Source organism: Marivita sp. S0852, from assembly GCF_046591575.1.
Classification (GTDB): domain Bacteria; phylum Pseudomonadota; class Alphaproteobacteria; order Rhodobacterales; family Rhodobacteraceae; genus Marivita.
Genome location: NZ_JBIQWA010000009.1, coordinates 83,872 through 100,493 on the forward strand (window position 1 = coordinate 83,872; position 16,622 = coordinate 100,493).

Below are 16,622 nucleotides of genomic sequence, written 5' to 3' on the forward strand. Positions count from 1 at the left end.
TTTGGTACGGTGGCACTGCCCTTGCCGGGGCATTATCAAATCGTAATGTTTTAGCGGCTCAGGGCGCCAGTTGGTTAACATAAACTTCATTATGCGACTTTATACTTAGCGTTGCGATAGTATATTATTGTATGTATGCTGAACTCCTATCACGGAGGCTCCACAGCATGCGCCATTTACTCAAGAAGCTCCTCCCCTCGGTCGCAGTCGCTTTGACCGTGACAGGTTCTTCGCTGCCAATACCCGCCCGCGCGCAGACATACCCGATCGATTGCGCGATCCTCTTGTGCCTGTCTGGCGGCTGGCCTGCTTCCGTCCCTTGCGCCCGAGCCCGCGCCGAATTTATCCGGCGGATTACACCTTGGCCGGTCGAACCACCGCTGCAAATCTGGCGCTGTCCCATGGGCGCCTCCTACGAGAACGATCGGTTAAAAAACAACGCTGGCGGCATCTTTGAAGCCTTGTACCGAACCGACAGCCGTCGACCGCTTCAATCCTTGCCAGTAGATAATCTCGTTCCCACCGACCTCGCCCTGCGGCTCGTTCAGGACCGCGCGGACATCGATATCAGCGGGCCGGAGTTCAATTTCGTGCGGTCCATCCGCGTCTTCGATGTACGGTATGCACGACAGCACGAGTCCGGGCGCGATGGGGATTGTAACCGAAGCGCGACCGTGGTCCTCGGCACCTACGGGACCCAAGGCGATTTCTCATGGCAGCGATCTTCGATAACTGCCCTGCCCGAGGCCCATGTGGGACTTGAACGTTGGGGCGAGCATTGCCCTGGCATTTATCACCGATCCGTCTTCGTCGATTGGCGTGACTATGACGGCAACTACGGGTTCGAGCAGGTGAACTACTGACCTGCCGCTACGTAGATTTGTCATGGAAGACGGCTTCTTTGGCTTGCACGACCGCACCGCATACGCTTCGCGGTCCACATGCTGTTTGGCGTTTAGGCAAACACCGCGGGTTCGCTCTGTTCACCCGTCGTCGCTTCTTCCGATCCTCGTCAGCGCATCGAAGTCGATTTCTTGCTTCTGTTCGTCACTTATATCCGGCCGGGTTTCCGATACCGGCTGGGGCCCTTGGACGTCCCACATCACCGCATGTGAGCCTGTCCTCCAGCGATAAACCCAACCAACAACACTGCACCCATCGGTCCCGATCAGATTGGCGATCGCGACGCCCTCACCCTTATCTTCGTTCACTGTTTACTGGCTTCCTGCACTGCGGCGCTGCGAATTGCGGCGTGGGGTTGCAGAGCGTTCACTACGACCGCGCGCCGGGCTTCTTTGATGTTGGCTAACTGGTCCTCGATGAGGAAATGATCATCAGACCGGGAAAGTGGGTTCCCGTGTTCTCAACAATTCATTGGCTTCAAATCCTGTGGTCGGGCTCCGTGGCGGCTTCAACGATCGCCAGAACCTCGAACGGGTCAAAGCCGATGGCGCGCGCCAAGACGACCAGCTCGACAACGTCGACCCGGCGCTGGCCGCTCTCAAGGCGGGCAATAAGGGACTGGTGGCATCTGAGCCTGTCTGCCAGGTCTTTCTGACCAAGGCCCGCTTTGACACGGGCGTCGACCAACGCCTGACAGAGTGCCACTTGTCCCTTGCTTCTGATTGTCTTTGCCACGCGTCACATACCTTTTGTGACGTCGCTAGCGGATGAAATCTGTTATCTAAAAAGTAGATATATGAGGGTGTTATCGGCGTCTGGTTTCCATGGGCTGCAAGTCTGATGCTCCCGAGGTTGCCCATCAATCCCCTACCAATTGCAGAAATCGGCCGTAGTCCTCGCTGACTTCCCGCGCTTCTTCGAACGCGCGGGCGCGTTCGCTGTCGAGGCAACGGAAATAGCTCTGGATATCCCGGATGTAATTTTCGAAATCGCTGCGGATGATAGCCGCATAGTCCCGCGCGGCCTGCGAATCACTTGGCAGGAAGGGACGGGGTGGAGCGAAGCAGGATTCCGCCAAAACCGGCCCGGGAACGCAGATCAGAAGGGCCAGAGCTTGCAATGGGAGCAGGCATATCAACCTCGGGTTTCTCAAACCTGTTATCTCCTTGATCGCGGACACTGGCCGAGACTAGTGTTTGCGTGACCAAACTACAGCTAAAGCACGATATTACATCTTGCGGTTGATAATATACTATCGTAACTCTGGGCTTCAAGTAGGAATGCCTGGGGTCGCGCCATTGGAGAAAGCGTGAGCCGGGCCATGAACTGGGACATCGAAGCACCAAATGTGGTTACGGAAGCCAGGTTCCGCGAGCTCGTGGAAAGCGGCTATAGCGCAGAAATCCTGTGCCAGGAGTCGGCACACAAGAAAGGCCCCAGCTATTACGGGGTCTGGATCATGCGCGTTGTCTCTGATGATGGCGTGGAAAAGCTCCTCGTCACCGCCCGCACGCGGACGACCTACAACGATATCAAGATCCGCGAGTTCAAGACGATCTCCGGCGTGGTGTCTTTCTTCATTGGCCTTGGCTTTGCGCATGTCGACCTGCCGCTTGAGGCGGGGACAAGCCGTACGCACAAACTTGCGCCGTCAGACAAAGCCCCATCAGCCAAGGGCGCTGACAACTAACCTCGTCTGCCTCTGGCTGGTCGCCGCGCCAGCCTCCGCGCAAATGGTGCTGGTCATGGAGAGCGACGGCTCCCTGATCCCGTCCCGCTCCCAAAGCAGCTTTGCTCGAAACTACAATGACGGCATCGGTCAGGGTTCGGCCTCCGATGGGATCGCGATCTTCGGCGAGGTAGAGGCCGAGCAAGAGGGCGTCCAAGTCGAGGCCCTTGCCCGCCCGACTCCCCTGCCCCGCGCCGATGTCCTCTCCGGGATTCAGATCACGGCCTTGCGCTATGCCGGCCATCCCGGCCTGCGTCGCGCGGGGCTTTCCGTGACGGATTGGCTGGCTCTCTATCGAGCCAATATTGAGGTTGAGAGCGCCTACCGGCAGGATGCGATTTCAAGTGCAGGTGCCATTGGCCTCGGTCAATTGATGCCCGCCACTGCGCGCGATCTGGGTGTTGACCCGCGTGATCCGCTGCAAAACCTAGACGGCTCGGCCCGCTACCTCGCGATGTTGCTGGAGACATTCGGCGATCCGCGTCTTGCGCTGGCTGCCTACAACGCCGGACCCGATGCGGTCCGCCAGTATGGCGGCGTCCCCCCCTACCGAGAAACCCAGAACCACGTGGCCCGCGTCATGGCCGTCGTGGCCCGATTGGAAGGATCAAATTCATGAAACAGATTTCAAACCTCTTTGTCGCCTCGCTGGCGCTATTCCTGCTGATTGCCGAACCCGCCCTTGCACAGAGCATCGATCTCTCCCCGATCCAGAGCCTGTTACAGGGCATCGTCGATGCGCTGACCGGCCCACTTGGCGTTGTCATCGCGACGCTGGCCGTTCTCGGGGTCTTTCTCAGCTGGTTCTTCAACATCATCGACCTGCGCCAGGCGCTCTGGGTCCTCGTGGGCATCGCTGGTGTTGCCGCCGCCCCCACCATCGTTGCCGCGGTTTTTGCCGGTGGCTGAGCGCGCGCCTCTCTTTCTCGGCCTCGTGCGCCCGCCCAAGCTTCTGGGCCTGCCCATCATGTACGCGATGGTCTGGCTCTTCGGTTCGGTGCTCTTGTTCGTCTGGGTCCAGCACATCGCGGTGCTGGGCGTGGCCGGCCTGCTCTATCCGGTGCTATGGAAGGCCGCGGATTGGGACCCGCGTTTCATCGACGTGATGATGACGGCCCTGCAGGAAACGCCACCTACGCGCAACCGGTCCATCCATGGCGGGGACAGCTATGCCCCGTGATGATGCCCGTGATGATGCGCTCGATGCCCGCACAATGACGCCAGACTGGTATGCGCGCGAGACCCGGCTTGCGCATATGCTGCCCTATGTGAGCCTCGTTGACGATCAGACCGTGCGGACCCGGGTGAACGAACTCTTCCGCTGCATCCGGCTCGAGGGGATCAACAGCTACACGACGGACGATGCCTATCTCGACAAGGTGACGGCGCTTTTTGCCCGCATCGTCGCGCAACTTGGGCCGGAATTCAGCTATTACGTCCACAAGGTCTCCAAGGCCATCAAACCTGATCTCGACCCCATCCGTGAGGACAGCTTCGCGGGCGAGGTGGACCGGCGCTGGCGCGCGAAACTCGAGACCAGCGGGCTTCGCGACAAAACACTGACGCTCACCGTCATTCACCGCCCGCCTCCGAAAAGCCTCCTGCCGTTCCTCAGCCGCAGCGCGCCGGACCGGCTGAGAGAGGAGACCCGCAAGCGCCTGCAGCGCTTGGGCGAGGCCGTGAACGTCTTCCTCTCGGGGCTTACCGAGCTCAAGCCGCGCCTGCTGTCAGCCGGATCGGGGGAATTGGTGGGGTTTCTGGGCGCGCTCAACACGGGCACCGAGCTGCCGCTCTACCCGGCCAACACCTACGGCTTTCTGTCCTTCAACGTCGCCAATACCCGGGTGACGTTCCACGGCGATCATTTCGAGCTTTCCGAGGGCGTCGTGGGCCATCGCTACGGCAAGAGTTTCACCATCGGGGAATATTCCGAAGGCACCTCCTGCACCATGTTCGACATGCTGAACCTGCCGGTCGACATGATCGTGACGCACTCTTTCACACCGATCAATTCGAACCTCATGGCGGGCCGTATCAAGCGGCAAAAGCGTCAGATGCAGGCCAGCCAAGACGCAGCCCTCTCGCTCCTGGAGGCCCTCGACATCGCCGCTGATGATCTGGAGGCCAAGCGACAAAGCTTCGGTGAACACCACATGATCGTGACGCTCTTCTGCGACACGCTGGACGAGCTGCAGACGCTCAGCGCCGAGATCGTAAACGCCGCCGCGACCGAAGGCGTGAAGATGATCGGCGAGCGGGTCGCCGCCAAGGCGCATTACCTCAGCCAGCACCCCGGCAACCAGCCCAAGCGCGTCCGCGCCAGTGCCGTCACCAATCGCAACTTTGCGGATTTCGCGGCCTTCCACCGAACGCAGCTCGGCAAACCCGCCGCGAAAACGCCCTGGGGGAAGGTCATCACCTATCTGCCCACCCCGGAGCAGAGCGCCTATCGGTTTTCCTATCACGAGCAAGGCTCGCCCGACAAAGAACCCACCAGCGGCCATACCCTGATCATGGGACGGCCTGGTTCGGGCAAATCGGTGCTGTCGGCCTTCCTGATGACACAGGCCCGGCGTGCAGGGGCGCGGATATTTGTCTTTGATTATCGCCTCGGTATGGAGATGGCGGTCCGCGCAAATGGCGGGCGCTACGCGTCCCTGAACGCCGGTCAGCCCACAGGCCTCAATCCGCTCTGGACCGAGACCGATGCGCGCGGCACCGCTTGGCTCTCGGACTGGCTTGCCACCCTGCTCTACCGCGCTGACAAGCCCCTGACGCCCGCACAGACCAACCGCATCCAGGAAGTCGTGCGCCAGAACGCACAGGCCTCCAATCCAGCCCTGCGGAACTGGCGGGATTTCGCGTCGCTTTTTGTGTCCACCGATGATGGCGGCGATCTGCACCAGCGCCTACTCGAGTGGACCGAAGACGGCCGCTATGGCTGGATCTTCGGGCAGAGCCTTGAGGACACTTTTTCACTCAAAGGCGATGTCGTGGGCTTCGATTTGACCGGTATTCTCGACAGCGAGGCCGACAAGGAACGGATGGCGGTCCTGTCCTATCTTTTTCGCCGGGTCGAGCGCGAGATCGAGGACCGCCGCCCCACCATCATCGTGATCGACGAGGCCTGGAAGGCGCTCGACAACGCATATTTCGCCGAGCGACTGTCGAACTGGCTGGTGACCGCGCGCAAGCAGAACACGGTTGCCGTGATGATGACGCAATACGCAAGCCAGCTAGAGCGCACCCGGACCGGCAAGACCATCGTCGAAGCCGTTCCGACGCAGATCCTGCTGCCCAATATCCGCGCGCAGCCTGCGGATTACGCCATGCTGAATCTCACGGAGAAGGAGCTCGACGTCCTTCTCAACACGGGCAGCAACAGCCGCCTCGCACTGATCCGCGACGATCAGGGCTCAATCGTCGTCGATGCCGATCTGAGCGCCCTTGGGCCCAATCTCACCATCCTTGGCGGCATGGAAAAGGGCGAAGCGCTTGTCGGCGCCGATTACCGCACCCGCCCAGATTTTTGGAGGCTTTCATGATCCGTATTCTTGTCGCTTTGGCTGCGCTCGGCGTTTTGGCCTCCTGCGCCCAGTACCAGGAACCGCAGGCCAATTGCTTCACCTTCCTAGCCTCGACAGCCCCTGTCGCGCCTGATTGCACCTTCACGCCTCTAGATGCGCCGGAGGGCGACATTGAAGTCTAGCCTGCCTCATATCCTCGCATTTTGCTTGCTGCCCGGTCTCGCCTTGTCTCAAGGCGTGCCGACCAATGACAATGGGCTGACCGCGCGTGACATCGTCGAGACCGGCGACCGCGAAGCAGACTTGGCTGTTCAGGCCGACAAGCTTGCAGTGCGCGAACTCATCGCCGAGATCGAGCGCGAACAGCTTGAAACCCTCCGACGCATCCTCGATGCCCAGACCAGCTTCGGCGGTCAGGGCTTGCCGTCTATGGTCTCGGGGCTGGAAAGCGGCAGCGGGGATCCGGCCCGGTCAGTCGAGGCGGTCTATGGCAATGCCGACATCGACCCCAATCCCGGCGGTGCGCAGATGTTCGGCGACGCCGCCGAGACCATCGAGCAGCTCATCATCCGCGTGGCTCAGGAGACCAGCGGCTTTGCCGGTGTTGGCCGCGCGGGCCTTTCTCCAGTCCAATGGCGCGCACTCCTACAGGCGCTCATCTGGCAGGAAAGCCGGTTCACGATTGGCGCCCGCTCACCCGTCGGCGCCTATGGTCTCACCCAGATCATGCCTGGCACGGCCACTGATCTCGGCATCAACCCGGAATATTATGACAGCCCTTACCTGCAGGTGCATGGCGGCGCGCGCTATCTCGCGACCCAGCTCAACACATTTGATGGCAATATCATCAACGCGCTCGCGGCCTATAACGCCGGACCAGGCCGGGTTTTCGAGTATGGCGGCGTACCTCCCTTCCGAGAGACCCAGCACTACGTCCAGGTTATCCCGGAGCGCTACAATCTCTATCTGAGCCGTATCGGCGGGATCGATGCGCTTGGCACGATCGATCCGGCGCTTCTCGCCAATGCCAACCTCTCGCTCACGGGTCATGGGGCGGCCTTTTTTGGCAGCAACTCACCAGCCGCGATCAGGCAGGCCGCCCTGCGCATTGCGGATATCGTCGAGCGGATTTCCGAAACCGAGGACGTGCAGGAGAGCGTCGCGCTCAACACCTATGCCCGCGCCGAACTTGTGCGTCTCGTGGCTGCCCGCATCCGGCTTCAGGCGGCACGCACCCGCGTCCTCTCTGCCGAAGAGCTGGCCCAGGCCAGCGCCCGCATGGCCGAAGGCGCGTTCATGGATTTTACGATCAGGGAGATTGAATGATGGGACATCTGCTTTTGAGGACAGCTTTGGCCACGACACTTTGGGTTGGTCTGCATCTTGGCGCCCTATCCTCTGCCCTCGCGCAAGGCGTGCCCGTCGTCGATACCCAGAACATCGCGCAAAACATCCAGCAGCTACGGCAGATGATCGAAGACGAGATCCTGCAAAACGAGCAGCTGACGCAGCTCCGCGAACAGCTCGGCCTTCTCACGGATCAACTCGCGGAGCTGCAAAGAACCTATGAAGCGCTCACCCGACTTGCCGAGCTTCCCGAAATCATCCGGACGGAAATGGAAGACGAGTTGAACGGTCTGCTCGACCAAGAGTTCGGGGACATCCTCGCCACTATTGAGGCGATCAAGACTGGGGATTTCTCCGGCCTGTCTGGTTCTGGCGCAGGCGAGATCGAAACCCAGATGGACCGGGTGCTGGCCGATCTCGGCTTCGATGAAGACACGCTCTCGGAAATGGCCACCAGCGGCAATCCCGGGGCCAACCGTGTGGCCACGCAGGCAACAACCGGCGCACTCGTCTCAGCCGCCGCCCAGAACAGCTATGAAGATGCCGGCCAGTCGCTCGAGCGGGTAGACCGCCTTGTCGGGCTCATCGACGACATGGAAGAGCTCAAGCAAAGCGTCGATCTCAACACGCGCGTGACAGCTGAATTGGCCATCGCCCTCGTGGCAATGTGGCAGCTGGAAGCGATTCAAACCGTGGGCGATGGCACGGGCGGCGTGATCGATGCCGCCACCATCGCCGAAGAGCAGCGTTTCATGGATTTCACCTTGCCAGACCTCCGGGCAGACTGATCGTGGGGGCATGACGGGTGGCGACTGAACAAGAAATCATCGAGGAAGAACTGGTCTATGGCGCCCTGCGCCGTGAACGGCTTTGGCAGCGTCTTGGCCTGATAGGCCTTGTCTTCGGCATCATCGGCTGTCTGAGCGCGGCAGCTGTCTCGATCCTCGATGTCGACCCGCCCCCCGTCGTTGTCCCCTATGATCCCGCCACCGGCTTTGCACTCCCCGAGGCCTCGGTGGGCGCTTCCTCGGTCACCGCCAACCAGGCGATCATCGAGGCGGAGGTCTTCCGCTATGTGACCGACCGGGAGGTCTATAACCAGCTCGACAACGATCTGCGCATCCGCAGCGTCCTGCGCCGCTCGGACGGAGCTGCCGAGAGCGGGCTGCGCCAGATCTGGAACAGCGCCAACGAGAATTACCCGCCGACGGTCTATGGCCCCAATGCTCGGCTCGACGTGGAAATCCTCAGCATCAACCGGATCGGAACCAACCGCGCGACGGTCCGCCTGCGCAAGCGCCTGACGTCCATTAACGGCACCCAGACCGGCCTCTTCACTGCGACGCTTCTCTTCGAGTTCCGCCCGGAGACCCGCCGCTCCATCGATGAGGTCTGGACCAATCCATTCGGCTTCACCGTCCTCGAATATTCCATCCGCTCCGACAGATTGGAGAACTGACGTTGTTGTTTATAAGATCGCTTATTTTTGTCATTGCCCTGTTGCCCGGCCTCGTCTCTGCCGAAGCCATCCCGCGTGGCGGTCCCAACGACAGCCGGGTGCGCTTGGCCACCTACCAGGAAGGCCAGGTCTACCGCGTCAGCGTCTCGCTTACCCATGTCACCACGGTCGAATTCGGTGAGGGTGAAAGCATCCGCTCGATCATCGCGGGCGACACCGAGGGCTTCGAGATCGATGGCGTGCCCGGTGGTCAGGCATTTGCAATCAAGCCCGTCGCGCGCGGTGTCCATACCAATGTGACCGTCTACACGAACAGGCGAAGCTACTATTTCAACGTCGAGGAGGTCCGCAGCCCAACCTTCTATGTGGTGCAGTTCCGCTATCCTGATGACGCTGCGCGCCCGACCCGGGCCATCGCCGCCCAAGCACCAAACTACAATTACGGTGCCAGCGCGCGGACCGAGTTCACGCCAACCCGCATCTGGGATGACGGGACGTTCACGTATTTCGCCTTTCCAAGAAACGCCCCTGTGCCAGCGATCTTTCGCTACGCGGGCGGCCGCGAGCGCACGGTCAACACGCAAACTCCTGAAGACGGCGTGATCCGCGTCAGCGGCGTAAACCGCCAATGGGTCCTGCGACTTGGCGAAGAGGTGGTCTGCATCGAGGCGATCCCGCCCACGGAGGCCGCCTCATGAGCGATACCGAGAATACCGAGCTGGAAAAGCGCCTCGCCGCCCTTGAGAAAGGCAGTGCCCGCGCGCCCATAGCGGCGCAGCGCCGGTCGCCCCTTCTCGCGCTGGTCGTGGTCCTCGTCATCGGCGCGGGTGGTGCCCTGCTTTATCTCCTCTCACAGCCCGAAGAAGAGGAAGCCTTGCCGACGGCCACTCCGGACGTCTTCCAAAACGAAGGGGATGGCTTTGGCGCTATCGAGACCTTGCCCCCGCCCGAGCCCGAGGTTGTGTTTGTCGGACCGGATCCAGTCGAGCCCAACGCGGAGCTTTTGGCACAGGTCACCGCCTTGCAGGCCCAGATCGAGGAATTGCGCAACGCTCCCGAACCTGTCGTCGAGGAAGACACCGCCGCCGCAGAGGCGATCGACGCGCTGACCACTCAGATCGCTGCGCTCCAAGCCGCCTCGGAAGCCGCACAGCAACGACTCCAGGACGAACTGACGGCGCGGGATCGCAGCCTTGAGCAACTCCGCATGGACCTCGAACTCGCACAGCTCGAAGCCAACCGCCCCCTTCCGGCACCCATCGGGCCCACCGAGGACGAGTTGCGGGCGCGGGAAGAAGAACGGCTGCGCCGCGAAGAGGAAGCAAGGCGACTCGCGGAACTTGAACGCCGCGCGGCCGAGGAACGCGCGTTTCAGGAGCGCCGCATCACCTCGCCCACCATCGCCTTTGGCGGCACGTCCGGAGCGAATGAAACGGCTCTGACTGAACGCACTTTTGGCGAGGTGACGGATTTCGTGCTGAACGGGGCGCTGCCCTCTACCGTGACGCAGGCCGAGGTGATCGCCAATCCCTCCAACACCGTCATCCAGGGCACCATGATCCAGGCCGTCATGGAAACTGCCCTCGACAGCTCCCTGCCCGGCCAGACCCGTGCCGTGGTTTCCGAGGATGTCTACAGCGTCGATGGCGCGCGCCTCCTAATCCCGCGCGGATCCCGTCTCATCGGGCGCTACCGCGCCGGCGTCGATATCGCGCAGCGCCGCGTCACGATCGCCTGGGACCGGATTATCCTGCCCGCGGGCCAGACCGTCCAGATCAGCTCCTTCGGGGGCGATGAACTGGGCCGTTCCGGTGTCACAGGTTTCGTGGACACGCGCTTTGCCGAGCGTTTCGGGTCGGCCGCCCTGATCTCGCTGATTTCCGCCGCACCAAGTGCCGCCGCCTCCGAGGTCCAGGATGAGACTGCCGCGGACATTCTCGAAGACGTGGGCGATGATCTGGCAGATGCGACGGACAGCGTCATAGGCGATTACCTCTCCATCGGCCCCGTCATCTATGTCGACCAGGGCGCCCGCGTCACGGTCATGGTCGACCGCGATCTGGAGATATTCTGAGCCCATGTCGCTGAGCTATCTGGAAACCTCGCTCGACCGGATCGACGCCGCCGCTCGCGACGATGTCATCGAGATCTGCATCAACCCCGACGGGACCTGCTGGGGAGAATTCCAGGGCGATCACTTCATGCGCGCGCTGGATCAAAGGCTGACGGGCGTTCAGGTCAGGGACCTCGGCAACCAGATCGCCTCTTCGGCCAATACAACGATGAGCAAGGACCGCCCCATCGTCTCGGTATCGATCACCTACAAGGGTCGCCCGATCCGCGCACAGGTCATCACCCCGCCCGCCGTGCTCTCGGCCATGTCGATCAGCCTGCGGTTCTTCTCGAGCCTGCCACTCGAGGGCATCGCACTCGATTTCCTCTACGGAAAAGAGCGCAAGCTCGAAGACCTGCGCGTCGAAAAAAAGCGCGCCTTGCGCGCCGTGGTGGCCGCGGGTTTGATCGATGACGCGCTCGCCTTCTGCGTCGAGAACAAACTCAACATGATCGTCTCGGGTGGCACCTCCACCGGCAAGACCGTCGCCGCGCGCAAGATCCTCTCTCACGTACCGGCCGAGGAACGCATCGTGACCATCGAAGAAGCGGCCGAGCTTCTACCGACCCAGCCAAATGCCGTGACCCTCATCGCCAATCGCGACGCAGAATTCCAGACCGCCGATGTGCTTCTCACCGCCACGCTGCGCATGCGCCCCGACCGGATTATCCTCGGCGAGGTGCGCGGCAAGGAGGCCATGACCTTTCTGGAAGCCATCAACACCGGCCATGGCGGCTCGATGACCACGCTGCATGCCGAAACCCCGCAATTGGCCGTGCAGCGGCTCGCGATCGCGGCGCTCAAAACCGAAATCCCGATGACCTATGCCGACATGATCCAATACATCGAGAATTCCATCGACGTGATCATCCAGGCCGGTCGCCATGACGGCAAACGCGGCATCACGGAATTCTACCTCCCCGGCGCAACTGAGATTGGAACTTCCCCATGAAGACGTTTGAATACGATATCTTGTTCTTTGAGGTGAAAAAACAAAAGGACTACGACGCGATGCGAAGCGCCTTGAATGAGCGCGGCGCGGAGGGGTGGGAAGTCATCACCGCCGAAGCGGGTGACTACGGCTACACCACGTTCTTGAAGCGTGAAACTGTTGCGACGAAGGCGGCTTCAGAATGATGCGGGTCGTTGCAACGGCAGGCCTGCTCGTCGCTCTCTGCCCAACCGCTGGCGTGGCCGAGCGGAACCTGGTCCCAACGCTCGACAATCAGCCGGATGTCTGCCCAGACCAGTCTCCCGAGCCACAGTGGATGCAAGACATCGATGTACGCGAGTCCCACAAACGGCTCCTGATCCAACAAATCTATCGGGCGCAGAGTATGCAACGCATCGTTGAAGCCCAAAGCTGTGAATGTCCCACGCGGTATCCATCTTGGGCAGCAGCCGAACGCGTATACGTTGAGCGTCTCGCCTCGTCCGAATACTGGGACATCGTGGAAGCGACGTCCCAATACCGGCGCCAAGCAAATGAGCTTCGACGCAAAGCCATGCCAATCTGCGAAGCCGCTGGAAACTGGTAGGGATCCATGAGTGTCGTCACCTACTTCGTGGAAACGGCCGAAGGCTATCTCAATACCGCTGCCGAGACGCAATTCGGCGCGGTCGCAGCAACGGTGGGCACGTTGCTGGTTCTGGGCACAACACTGGTTGTCATTCTGGTCTTCATCAACATGATCTACCAGTATCGCGCCATGGACGGCCGAACTGCCTTTTGGCTGGCCGTGAAGGTCGGGCTGATAGGAGTCTTCGCGGCCAATTGGGTCCAGTTCAATGCGCTTGCCTCAGCGATACTGAATGGGATCGACAGCATTGCCGGGGCCCTTGTGGCTTCTGTCGGCGGCGGATCACCAGGTCCGTCCGGTACCTTTGCGGAGGAATTCGACGAACTGATCGCAGCCCTCGGGGACTATCTGAACGCGGCGGGATCTGAGCTAAACTGGATGGCCGGTGCCTTGTTGGACACGCTCGGCGTCCTACTGCTCTCAATTTTGGGCGGGTTGGCAGCGTTCATTGTTGTGGCGTCACGGCTCATGATCGCTCTTCTAATCGGCATTGCGCCGGTCATGATCTTCCTGACCCTTTTCGAGGTGACCAAGGACTACTTCGCGCGCTGGCTTTCGGCACTCATATCCTTTGGGATGTATCCGATCGTCGTAGCTGGCGTGTTCGCGACGATCACGGGGGTTTCTCGGGCTCTTCTTGCCGAACTGGGCGACCCGGAGGGAGCCTCGAACATAGGGGCCCTTATCCCATTTTTCATGATGGTGCTGATGGCAAAGGGTTTCATCATAGCAACGCCTTTCTTGGTTCGTGCGATTTCCGGAAACATCATGATGCCAGCACTCTCGGCCGGGTTCGGGGGAAGCTATGCCTTCGCCAGAGGGCTTGCCGGCAGCCAGCAGGTCTACAACCGCTACGCCATCGGTGGCGCCACCGGGGCCGAATACGCAGCTCTGCGTGCCCGCCAGTTCTTCGGTGTGCAGGCCTTGCCACACCGTCCAAATACTGCTGGGGGGCCAACCCCAGCTCCTCCCGGCGACGCGACTGGCACAGGAGCCAGAATGCTTGCGCAGCTTTCAAGGTTGGGACGCCTTGGCAGGCGGTGACGGTCAACTCATAGCACTCGAGGAAGGTGGAGATCACCATCGTGAAGTACAGTTAGCGGAATGACGTGCGACTGTCAGTTAGAGCCATGCTACCGCGCCAGAATAGCAGCTTCCTAGTCAAGGTTCTCGCGCATGCGTTCCGGTAGTAGAGGATGCTGCAGTCCGGCCAGTTTGCCACGATCAATGAACTGGTCAAACGCGAGGGGATTGCTGCTCCGTATTTGGCACGAACGCTGAGGTTATCTCAGCTTGCTCTAGGCATTGTGGAGGCGATTCTTGCTGGCCGTCAGCCGCCCGGACTGACATTGGAGGTACTGCGAGGTAACGTTCCTGACGATTGATCACAGCAAGTGGGGAGTCTGATGCGCCGGGCCGAATAGGGCTTGCAGGCACTGTCACTGAAGCTGTAGCCTCCGTGAGCCATTGTCAGGTGAAAGAGCAGCCAAACCAAAGAATTGTGCATTTGTTTAAGCTGGGTTCTTTGACAAGCCGTTTACTTCGCAATGGCATGTCGAAACCGGGCGAAATAGATTACGCATGAACGAAGCTGATACCTGCAGAAAATTCGTCGTCCCAAAGCTGCAGGCAGCAGGCTGGGACAATCGTCCGCATGCAATCAACGAACAGAAAACATTTACCGATGGTCGGGTAGTTTTCATTGGCGGAAAAGCCCGCCGGGGAAAACAGAAGCGCTCAGACTATTTGCTCCGCTATAACCCGGATTTTCCAATTGCCGTTGTTGAGGCGAAGTCCCGATATAAACACGCAGCTGAGGGACTTCAGCAGGCAAAGGAGTATGCTGAGATTCTTGGGCTGCAGTTTGCGTATTCGACAAACGGCATCGAAGTCGTTGAATTCGATTACACAACCGGTGTTGAGAGTATCATTGGGGATTTCCCGGCGCCCGATGATCTCTGGGCTCGGCTCCGCCGCGCCGAGGGCATTTCCGACGATCAAGTGGCCGAACGGCTGTTGACGCCCACGTTCCCAGACCGAGCCAAGCCTCTTCGCTACTATCAGGAAATCGCTGTGAACCGCGCCGTTCAGGCGGCGCTTCAGGGCCAGAAGCGAGCACTACTCACACTGTGCACCGGAGCAGGCAAGACTGCCGTCGCCTTCCAGATCTGCTGGAAGCTCTGGTCTGCACGCTGGAATTCCAAAGGGGTCAACCGGAATCCAAAGATCCTGTTTCTCGCGGATCGCAACGTGCTGATTGATGATCCGATGGCGAAGGATTTCAGTCCATTCGGCGATGCCCGACACAAGATCGCAGGTGGTGTCGCTGTCAAAAGTCGTGATGTTTATTTCGCAATCTACCAGTCCATCGCGCGCGACGAAAACCGTCCTGGCCTCTATCGCGAATATGCACGCGACTTCTTCGACCTGATCATAATTGATGAATGTCACAGGGGCAGCGCGCGCGACGACAGCAATTGGCGCGAGATTCTCGAGTGGTTTGCACCAGCGACCCAGATCGGAATGACAGCGACGCCGCGGCGCGAGGAAAACCTCGACACCTATAACTACTTCGGCGATCCGCTTTACGAATACAGTCTCGCGCAGGGCATCGCCGATGGTTTCCTCGCCCCGTACCGCGTTCACCGTGTCATCTCGGACTATGATGCCGCCGGATGGCGCCCGACACGTGGCGAGCTTGACCGCTATGGACGTGAAATCCCCGACTCCGAGTATTCCACGCGAGATTTCGAGCGAGTCGTGGCGCTTCGTGCAAGGACGCAGGCCATCGCGAAACACCTGGCGGGCTTCATGGCGGAGACTGATCGTTTCGCCAAAACCATCGTTTTTTGCGTCGACCAGGAACACGCGCTCGAAATGCGCCAAGCGCTCGCTGCCTTAAACACCGATCTGGTGAAGGATCACCCCGACTATGTTTGCCGCGTCACGTCTGACGAGGGTGATATTGGCAGCGCGCACCGAGCCAAGTTCCAGGATGTCGAAACCCAGACGCCGGTCATCCTCACCACCTCGCAGCTTTTGACCACCGGCGTCGATGCCCCGACCTGCAAGAACGTTGTGCTTGCCCGGGTGGTGGGCTCGATGCCGGAGTTCAAGCAGATTATCGGACGCGGAACGCGCCTCAGGGCCGACTATGGGAAGCTCGCCTTCAACATCATCGACTACACCGGCACTGCAACACGAATGTTTGCTGATCCAGCTTTCGACGGCGATCCCGTCCGCGAGGATGAAGCGGTGATCAATGCAGAAGGTGATGTCGTTGAAGAGCGCGAGATAGAAGAGACGCCACTGGATCCCGACGACTACCCTGATTTGCCAGATGGACCGGTCGAGCTCGACGACGAGCCAGAAGCCGGCCCCCGGAAATTCTACGTCGATGGCGGTGAGGTTTCGATTGTCCGGCACCTCGTTTACGAGCTTGATTCCGACGGCCGTCAACTCGCCTGCCGCCAGCTGACCGACTATACTGGCGACAAGGTTCGCACTCTCTATCCCAACGCCTCGGAACTTCGGACAGACTGGCTTGACCCCGAGCGCCGGGCCGAGATCGTCGAACGGCTGGAGGAGAAAGGCATCGAGCTAGACTCCCTTGCCGAGGCGGTCGGAAAGCCGGAGGCCGACCCGTTCGACCTACTTTGCCATCTCGCCTACAATGCGCCGTTGCGCACACGTCGTGAGCGCGCGGATCGCCTGCTGCGGGAACAGGACGACTTTCTGGCCCGCTTCGGGCCTGATGCCCGCGAAGTTCTGGGCGCTGTGCTTGAGAAATATGCAGAACACGGCAGCGCTCAGTTCAAGTTGCCTGACATCCTGGAAGTGCCCCCATTCAACGAATGGGGCAATGTAATCGAAATTGCCGCCCGCTTCGGCGGGGGCAAGGAGCTGCGCAGCGCCGTCACCGAATTGCAGCGCCTGCTCTATACCGCTTGAATTGAAGGAGGCC

At 60.5% G+C, this 16,622-nt stretch carries 19 protein-coding genes; 16 read left to right on the forward strand and 3 right to left on the reverse strand.

Going from position 1 to position 16,622, the window contains the following annotated elements; all coding sequences use genetic code 11:
- Positions 1-167: 167 nt before the first annotated feature.
- Positions 168-863, forward strand: a complete 696-nt coding sequence (locus ACG74X_RS17300; RefSeq protein WP_411236404.1) for a hypothetical protein — start codon at positions 168-170, stop codon at positions 861-863.
- A 120-nt stretch (positions 864-983) separates the two neighbouring features.
- Here ACG74X_RS17300 and ACG74X_RS17305 read toward each other — a convergent pair whose 3' ends face one another.
- The 3 genes from ACG74X_RS17305 to ACG74X_RS17315 all read right to left on the reverse strand — a co-directional run bounded on the left by ACG74X_RS17305 (position 984) and on the right by ACG74X_RS17315 (position 2,014).
- On the reverse strand, positions 984-1,211 hold the full coding sequence (locus ACG74X_RS17305) for a hypothetical protein (RefSeq protein ID WP_027238601.1): 228 nt from the start codon (positions 1,209-1,211) through the stop codon (positions 984-986).
- A 169-nt stretch (positions 1,212-1,380) separates the two neighbouring features.
- On the reverse strand, positions 1,381-1,638 hold the full coding sequence (locus tag ACG74X_RS17310) for a multiprotein-bridging factor 1 family protein (RefSeq protein ID WP_017470289.1): 258 nt from the start codon (positions 1,636-1,638) through the stop codon (positions 1,381-1,383).
- Positions 1,639-1,762: 124 nt separating this feature from the next.
- Positions 1,763-2,014, reverse strand: coding sequence for a hypothetical protein (locus ACG74X_RS17315; RefSeq protein ID WP_411236435.1), 252 nt, complete (start codon positions 2,012-2,014; stop codon positions 1,763-1,765).
- 210 nt (positions 2,015-2,224) lie between these two features.
- On the opposite strand from ACG74X_RS17315, the gene ACG74X_RS17320 reads away from it, so the two are divergent.
- From ACG74X_RS17320 to hsdR, 15 genes are all read left to right on the forward strand, one after another.
- On the forward strand, positions 2,225-2,593 hold the full coding sequence (locus ACG74X_RS17320) for a hypothetical protein (protein ID WP_058123676.1): 369 nt from the start codon (positions 2,225-2,227) through the stop codon (positions 2,591-2,593).
- A 43-nt stretch (positions 2,594-2,636) separates the two neighbouring features.
- A complete protein-coding gene (locus tag ACG74X_RS17325) occupies positions 2,637-3,251 on the forward strand; it encodes a lytic transglycosylase domain-containing protein (protein ID WP_411236407.1) in 615 nt (204 codons plus the stop codon).
- On the forward strand, positions 3,248-3,541 hold the full coding sequence (locus ACG74X_RS17330) for a TrbC/VirB2 family protein (protein ID WP_009503803.1): 294 nt from the start codon (positions 3,248-3,250) through the stop codon (positions 3,539-3,541). The genes ACG74X_RS17325 and ACG74X_RS17330 overlap by 4 nt, the downstream gene beginning before the upstream one ends.
- Positions 3,534-3,812, forward strand: a complete 279-nt coding sequence (locus ACG74X_RS17335) for a type IV secretion system protein VirB3 (RefSeq protein ID WP_411236408.1) — start codon at positions 3,534-3,536, stop codon at positions 3,810-3,812. Before ACG74X_RS17330 ends, ACG74X_RS17335 begins: the two co-directional genes overlap by 8 nt.
- On the forward strand, positions 3,802-6,177 hold the full coding sequence (locus ACG74X_RS17340) for a type IV secretion system protein B4 (protein WP_411236409.1): 2,376 nt from the start codon (positions 3,802-3,804) through the stop codon (positions 6,175-6,177). The genes ACG74X_RS17335 and ACG74X_RS17340 overlap by 11 nt, the downstream gene beginning before the upstream one ends.
- Positions 6,174-6,341: a hypothetical protein gene (locus tag ACG74X_RS17345; protein WP_411236410.1), complete on the forward strand. Its 168-nt coding sequence runs from the start codon at positions 6,174-6,176 to the stop codon at positions 6,339-6,341. Before ACG74X_RS17340 ends, ACG74X_RS17345 begins: the two co-directional genes overlap by 4 nt.
- A 55-nt stretch (positions 6,342-6,396) precedes the next feature.
- On the forward strand, positions 6,397-7,485 hold the full coding sequence (locus tag ACG74X_RS17350; protein WP_411236412.1) for a lytic transglycosylase domain-containing protein: 1,089 nt from the start codon (positions 6,397-6,399) through the stop codon (positions 7,483-7,485).
- Entirely contained in the window at positions 7,485-8,294 is an 810-nt protein-coding gene (locus ACG74X_RS17355) for a type IV secretion system protein (RefSeq protein ID WP_411236414.1), read from the forward strand. The genes ACG74X_RS17350 and ACG74X_RS17355 overlap by 1 nt, the downstream gene beginning before the upstream one ends.
- A gap of 17 nt (positions 8,295-8,311) precedes the next feature.
- Positions 8,312-8,965 (forward strand): virB8 family protein, encoded by a 654-nt coding sequence (locus tag ACG74X_RS17360; RefSeq protein ID WP_411236415.1) that lies wholly within the window; start codon positions 8,312-8,314, stop codon positions 8,963-8,965.
- Positions 8,966-8,967: 2 nt separating this feature from the next.
- On the forward strand, positions 8,968-9,663 hold the full coding sequence (locus tag ACG74X_RS17365) for a TrbG/VirB9 family P-type conjugative transfer protein (RefSeq protein WP_411236416.1): 696 nt from the start codon (positions 8,968-8,970) through the stop codon (positions 9,661-9,663).
- Positions 9,660-11,039, forward strand: a complete 1,380-nt coding sequence (locus ACG74X_RS17370) for a TrbI/VirB10 family protein (RefSeq protein ID WP_411236418.1) — start codon at positions 9,660-9,662, stop codon at positions 11,037-11,039. The genes ACG74X_RS17365 and ACG74X_RS17370 overlap by 4 nt, the downstream gene beginning before the upstream one ends.
- Before the next feature lie 4 nt (positions 11,040-11,043).
- Positions 11,044-12,030, forward strand: coding sequence for an ATPase, T2SS/T4P/T4SS family (locus ACG74X_RS17375; RefSeq protein ID WP_055296391.1), 987 nt, complete (start codon positions 11,044-11,046; stop codon positions 12,028-12,030).
- Entirely contained in the window at positions 12,027-12,215 is a 189-nt protein-coding gene (locus ACG74X_RS17380; RefSeq protein WP_057821914.1) for a hypothetical protein, read from the forward strand. The genes ACG74X_RS17375 and ACG74X_RS17380 overlap by 4 nt, the downstream gene beginning before the upstream one ends.
- 407 nt (positions 12,216-12,622) lie before the next feature.
- Positions 12,623-13,702, forward strand: coding sequence for a type IV secretion system protein (locus tag ACG74X_RS17385; RefSeq protein ID WP_411236421.1), 1,080 nt, complete (start codon positions 12,623-12,625; stop codon positions 13,700-13,702).
- Positions 13,703-14,239: 537 nt separating this feature from the next.
- Positions 14,240-16,609 (forward strand): EcoAI/FtnUII family type I restriction enzme subunit R, encoded by a 2,370-nt coding sequence (gene hsdR, locus ACG74X_RS17390; protein ID WP_411236422.1) that lies wholly within the window; start codon positions 14,240-14,242, stop codon positions 16,607-16,609.
- The last annotated feature ends 13 nt before the right edge of the window (positions 16,610-16,622 follow it).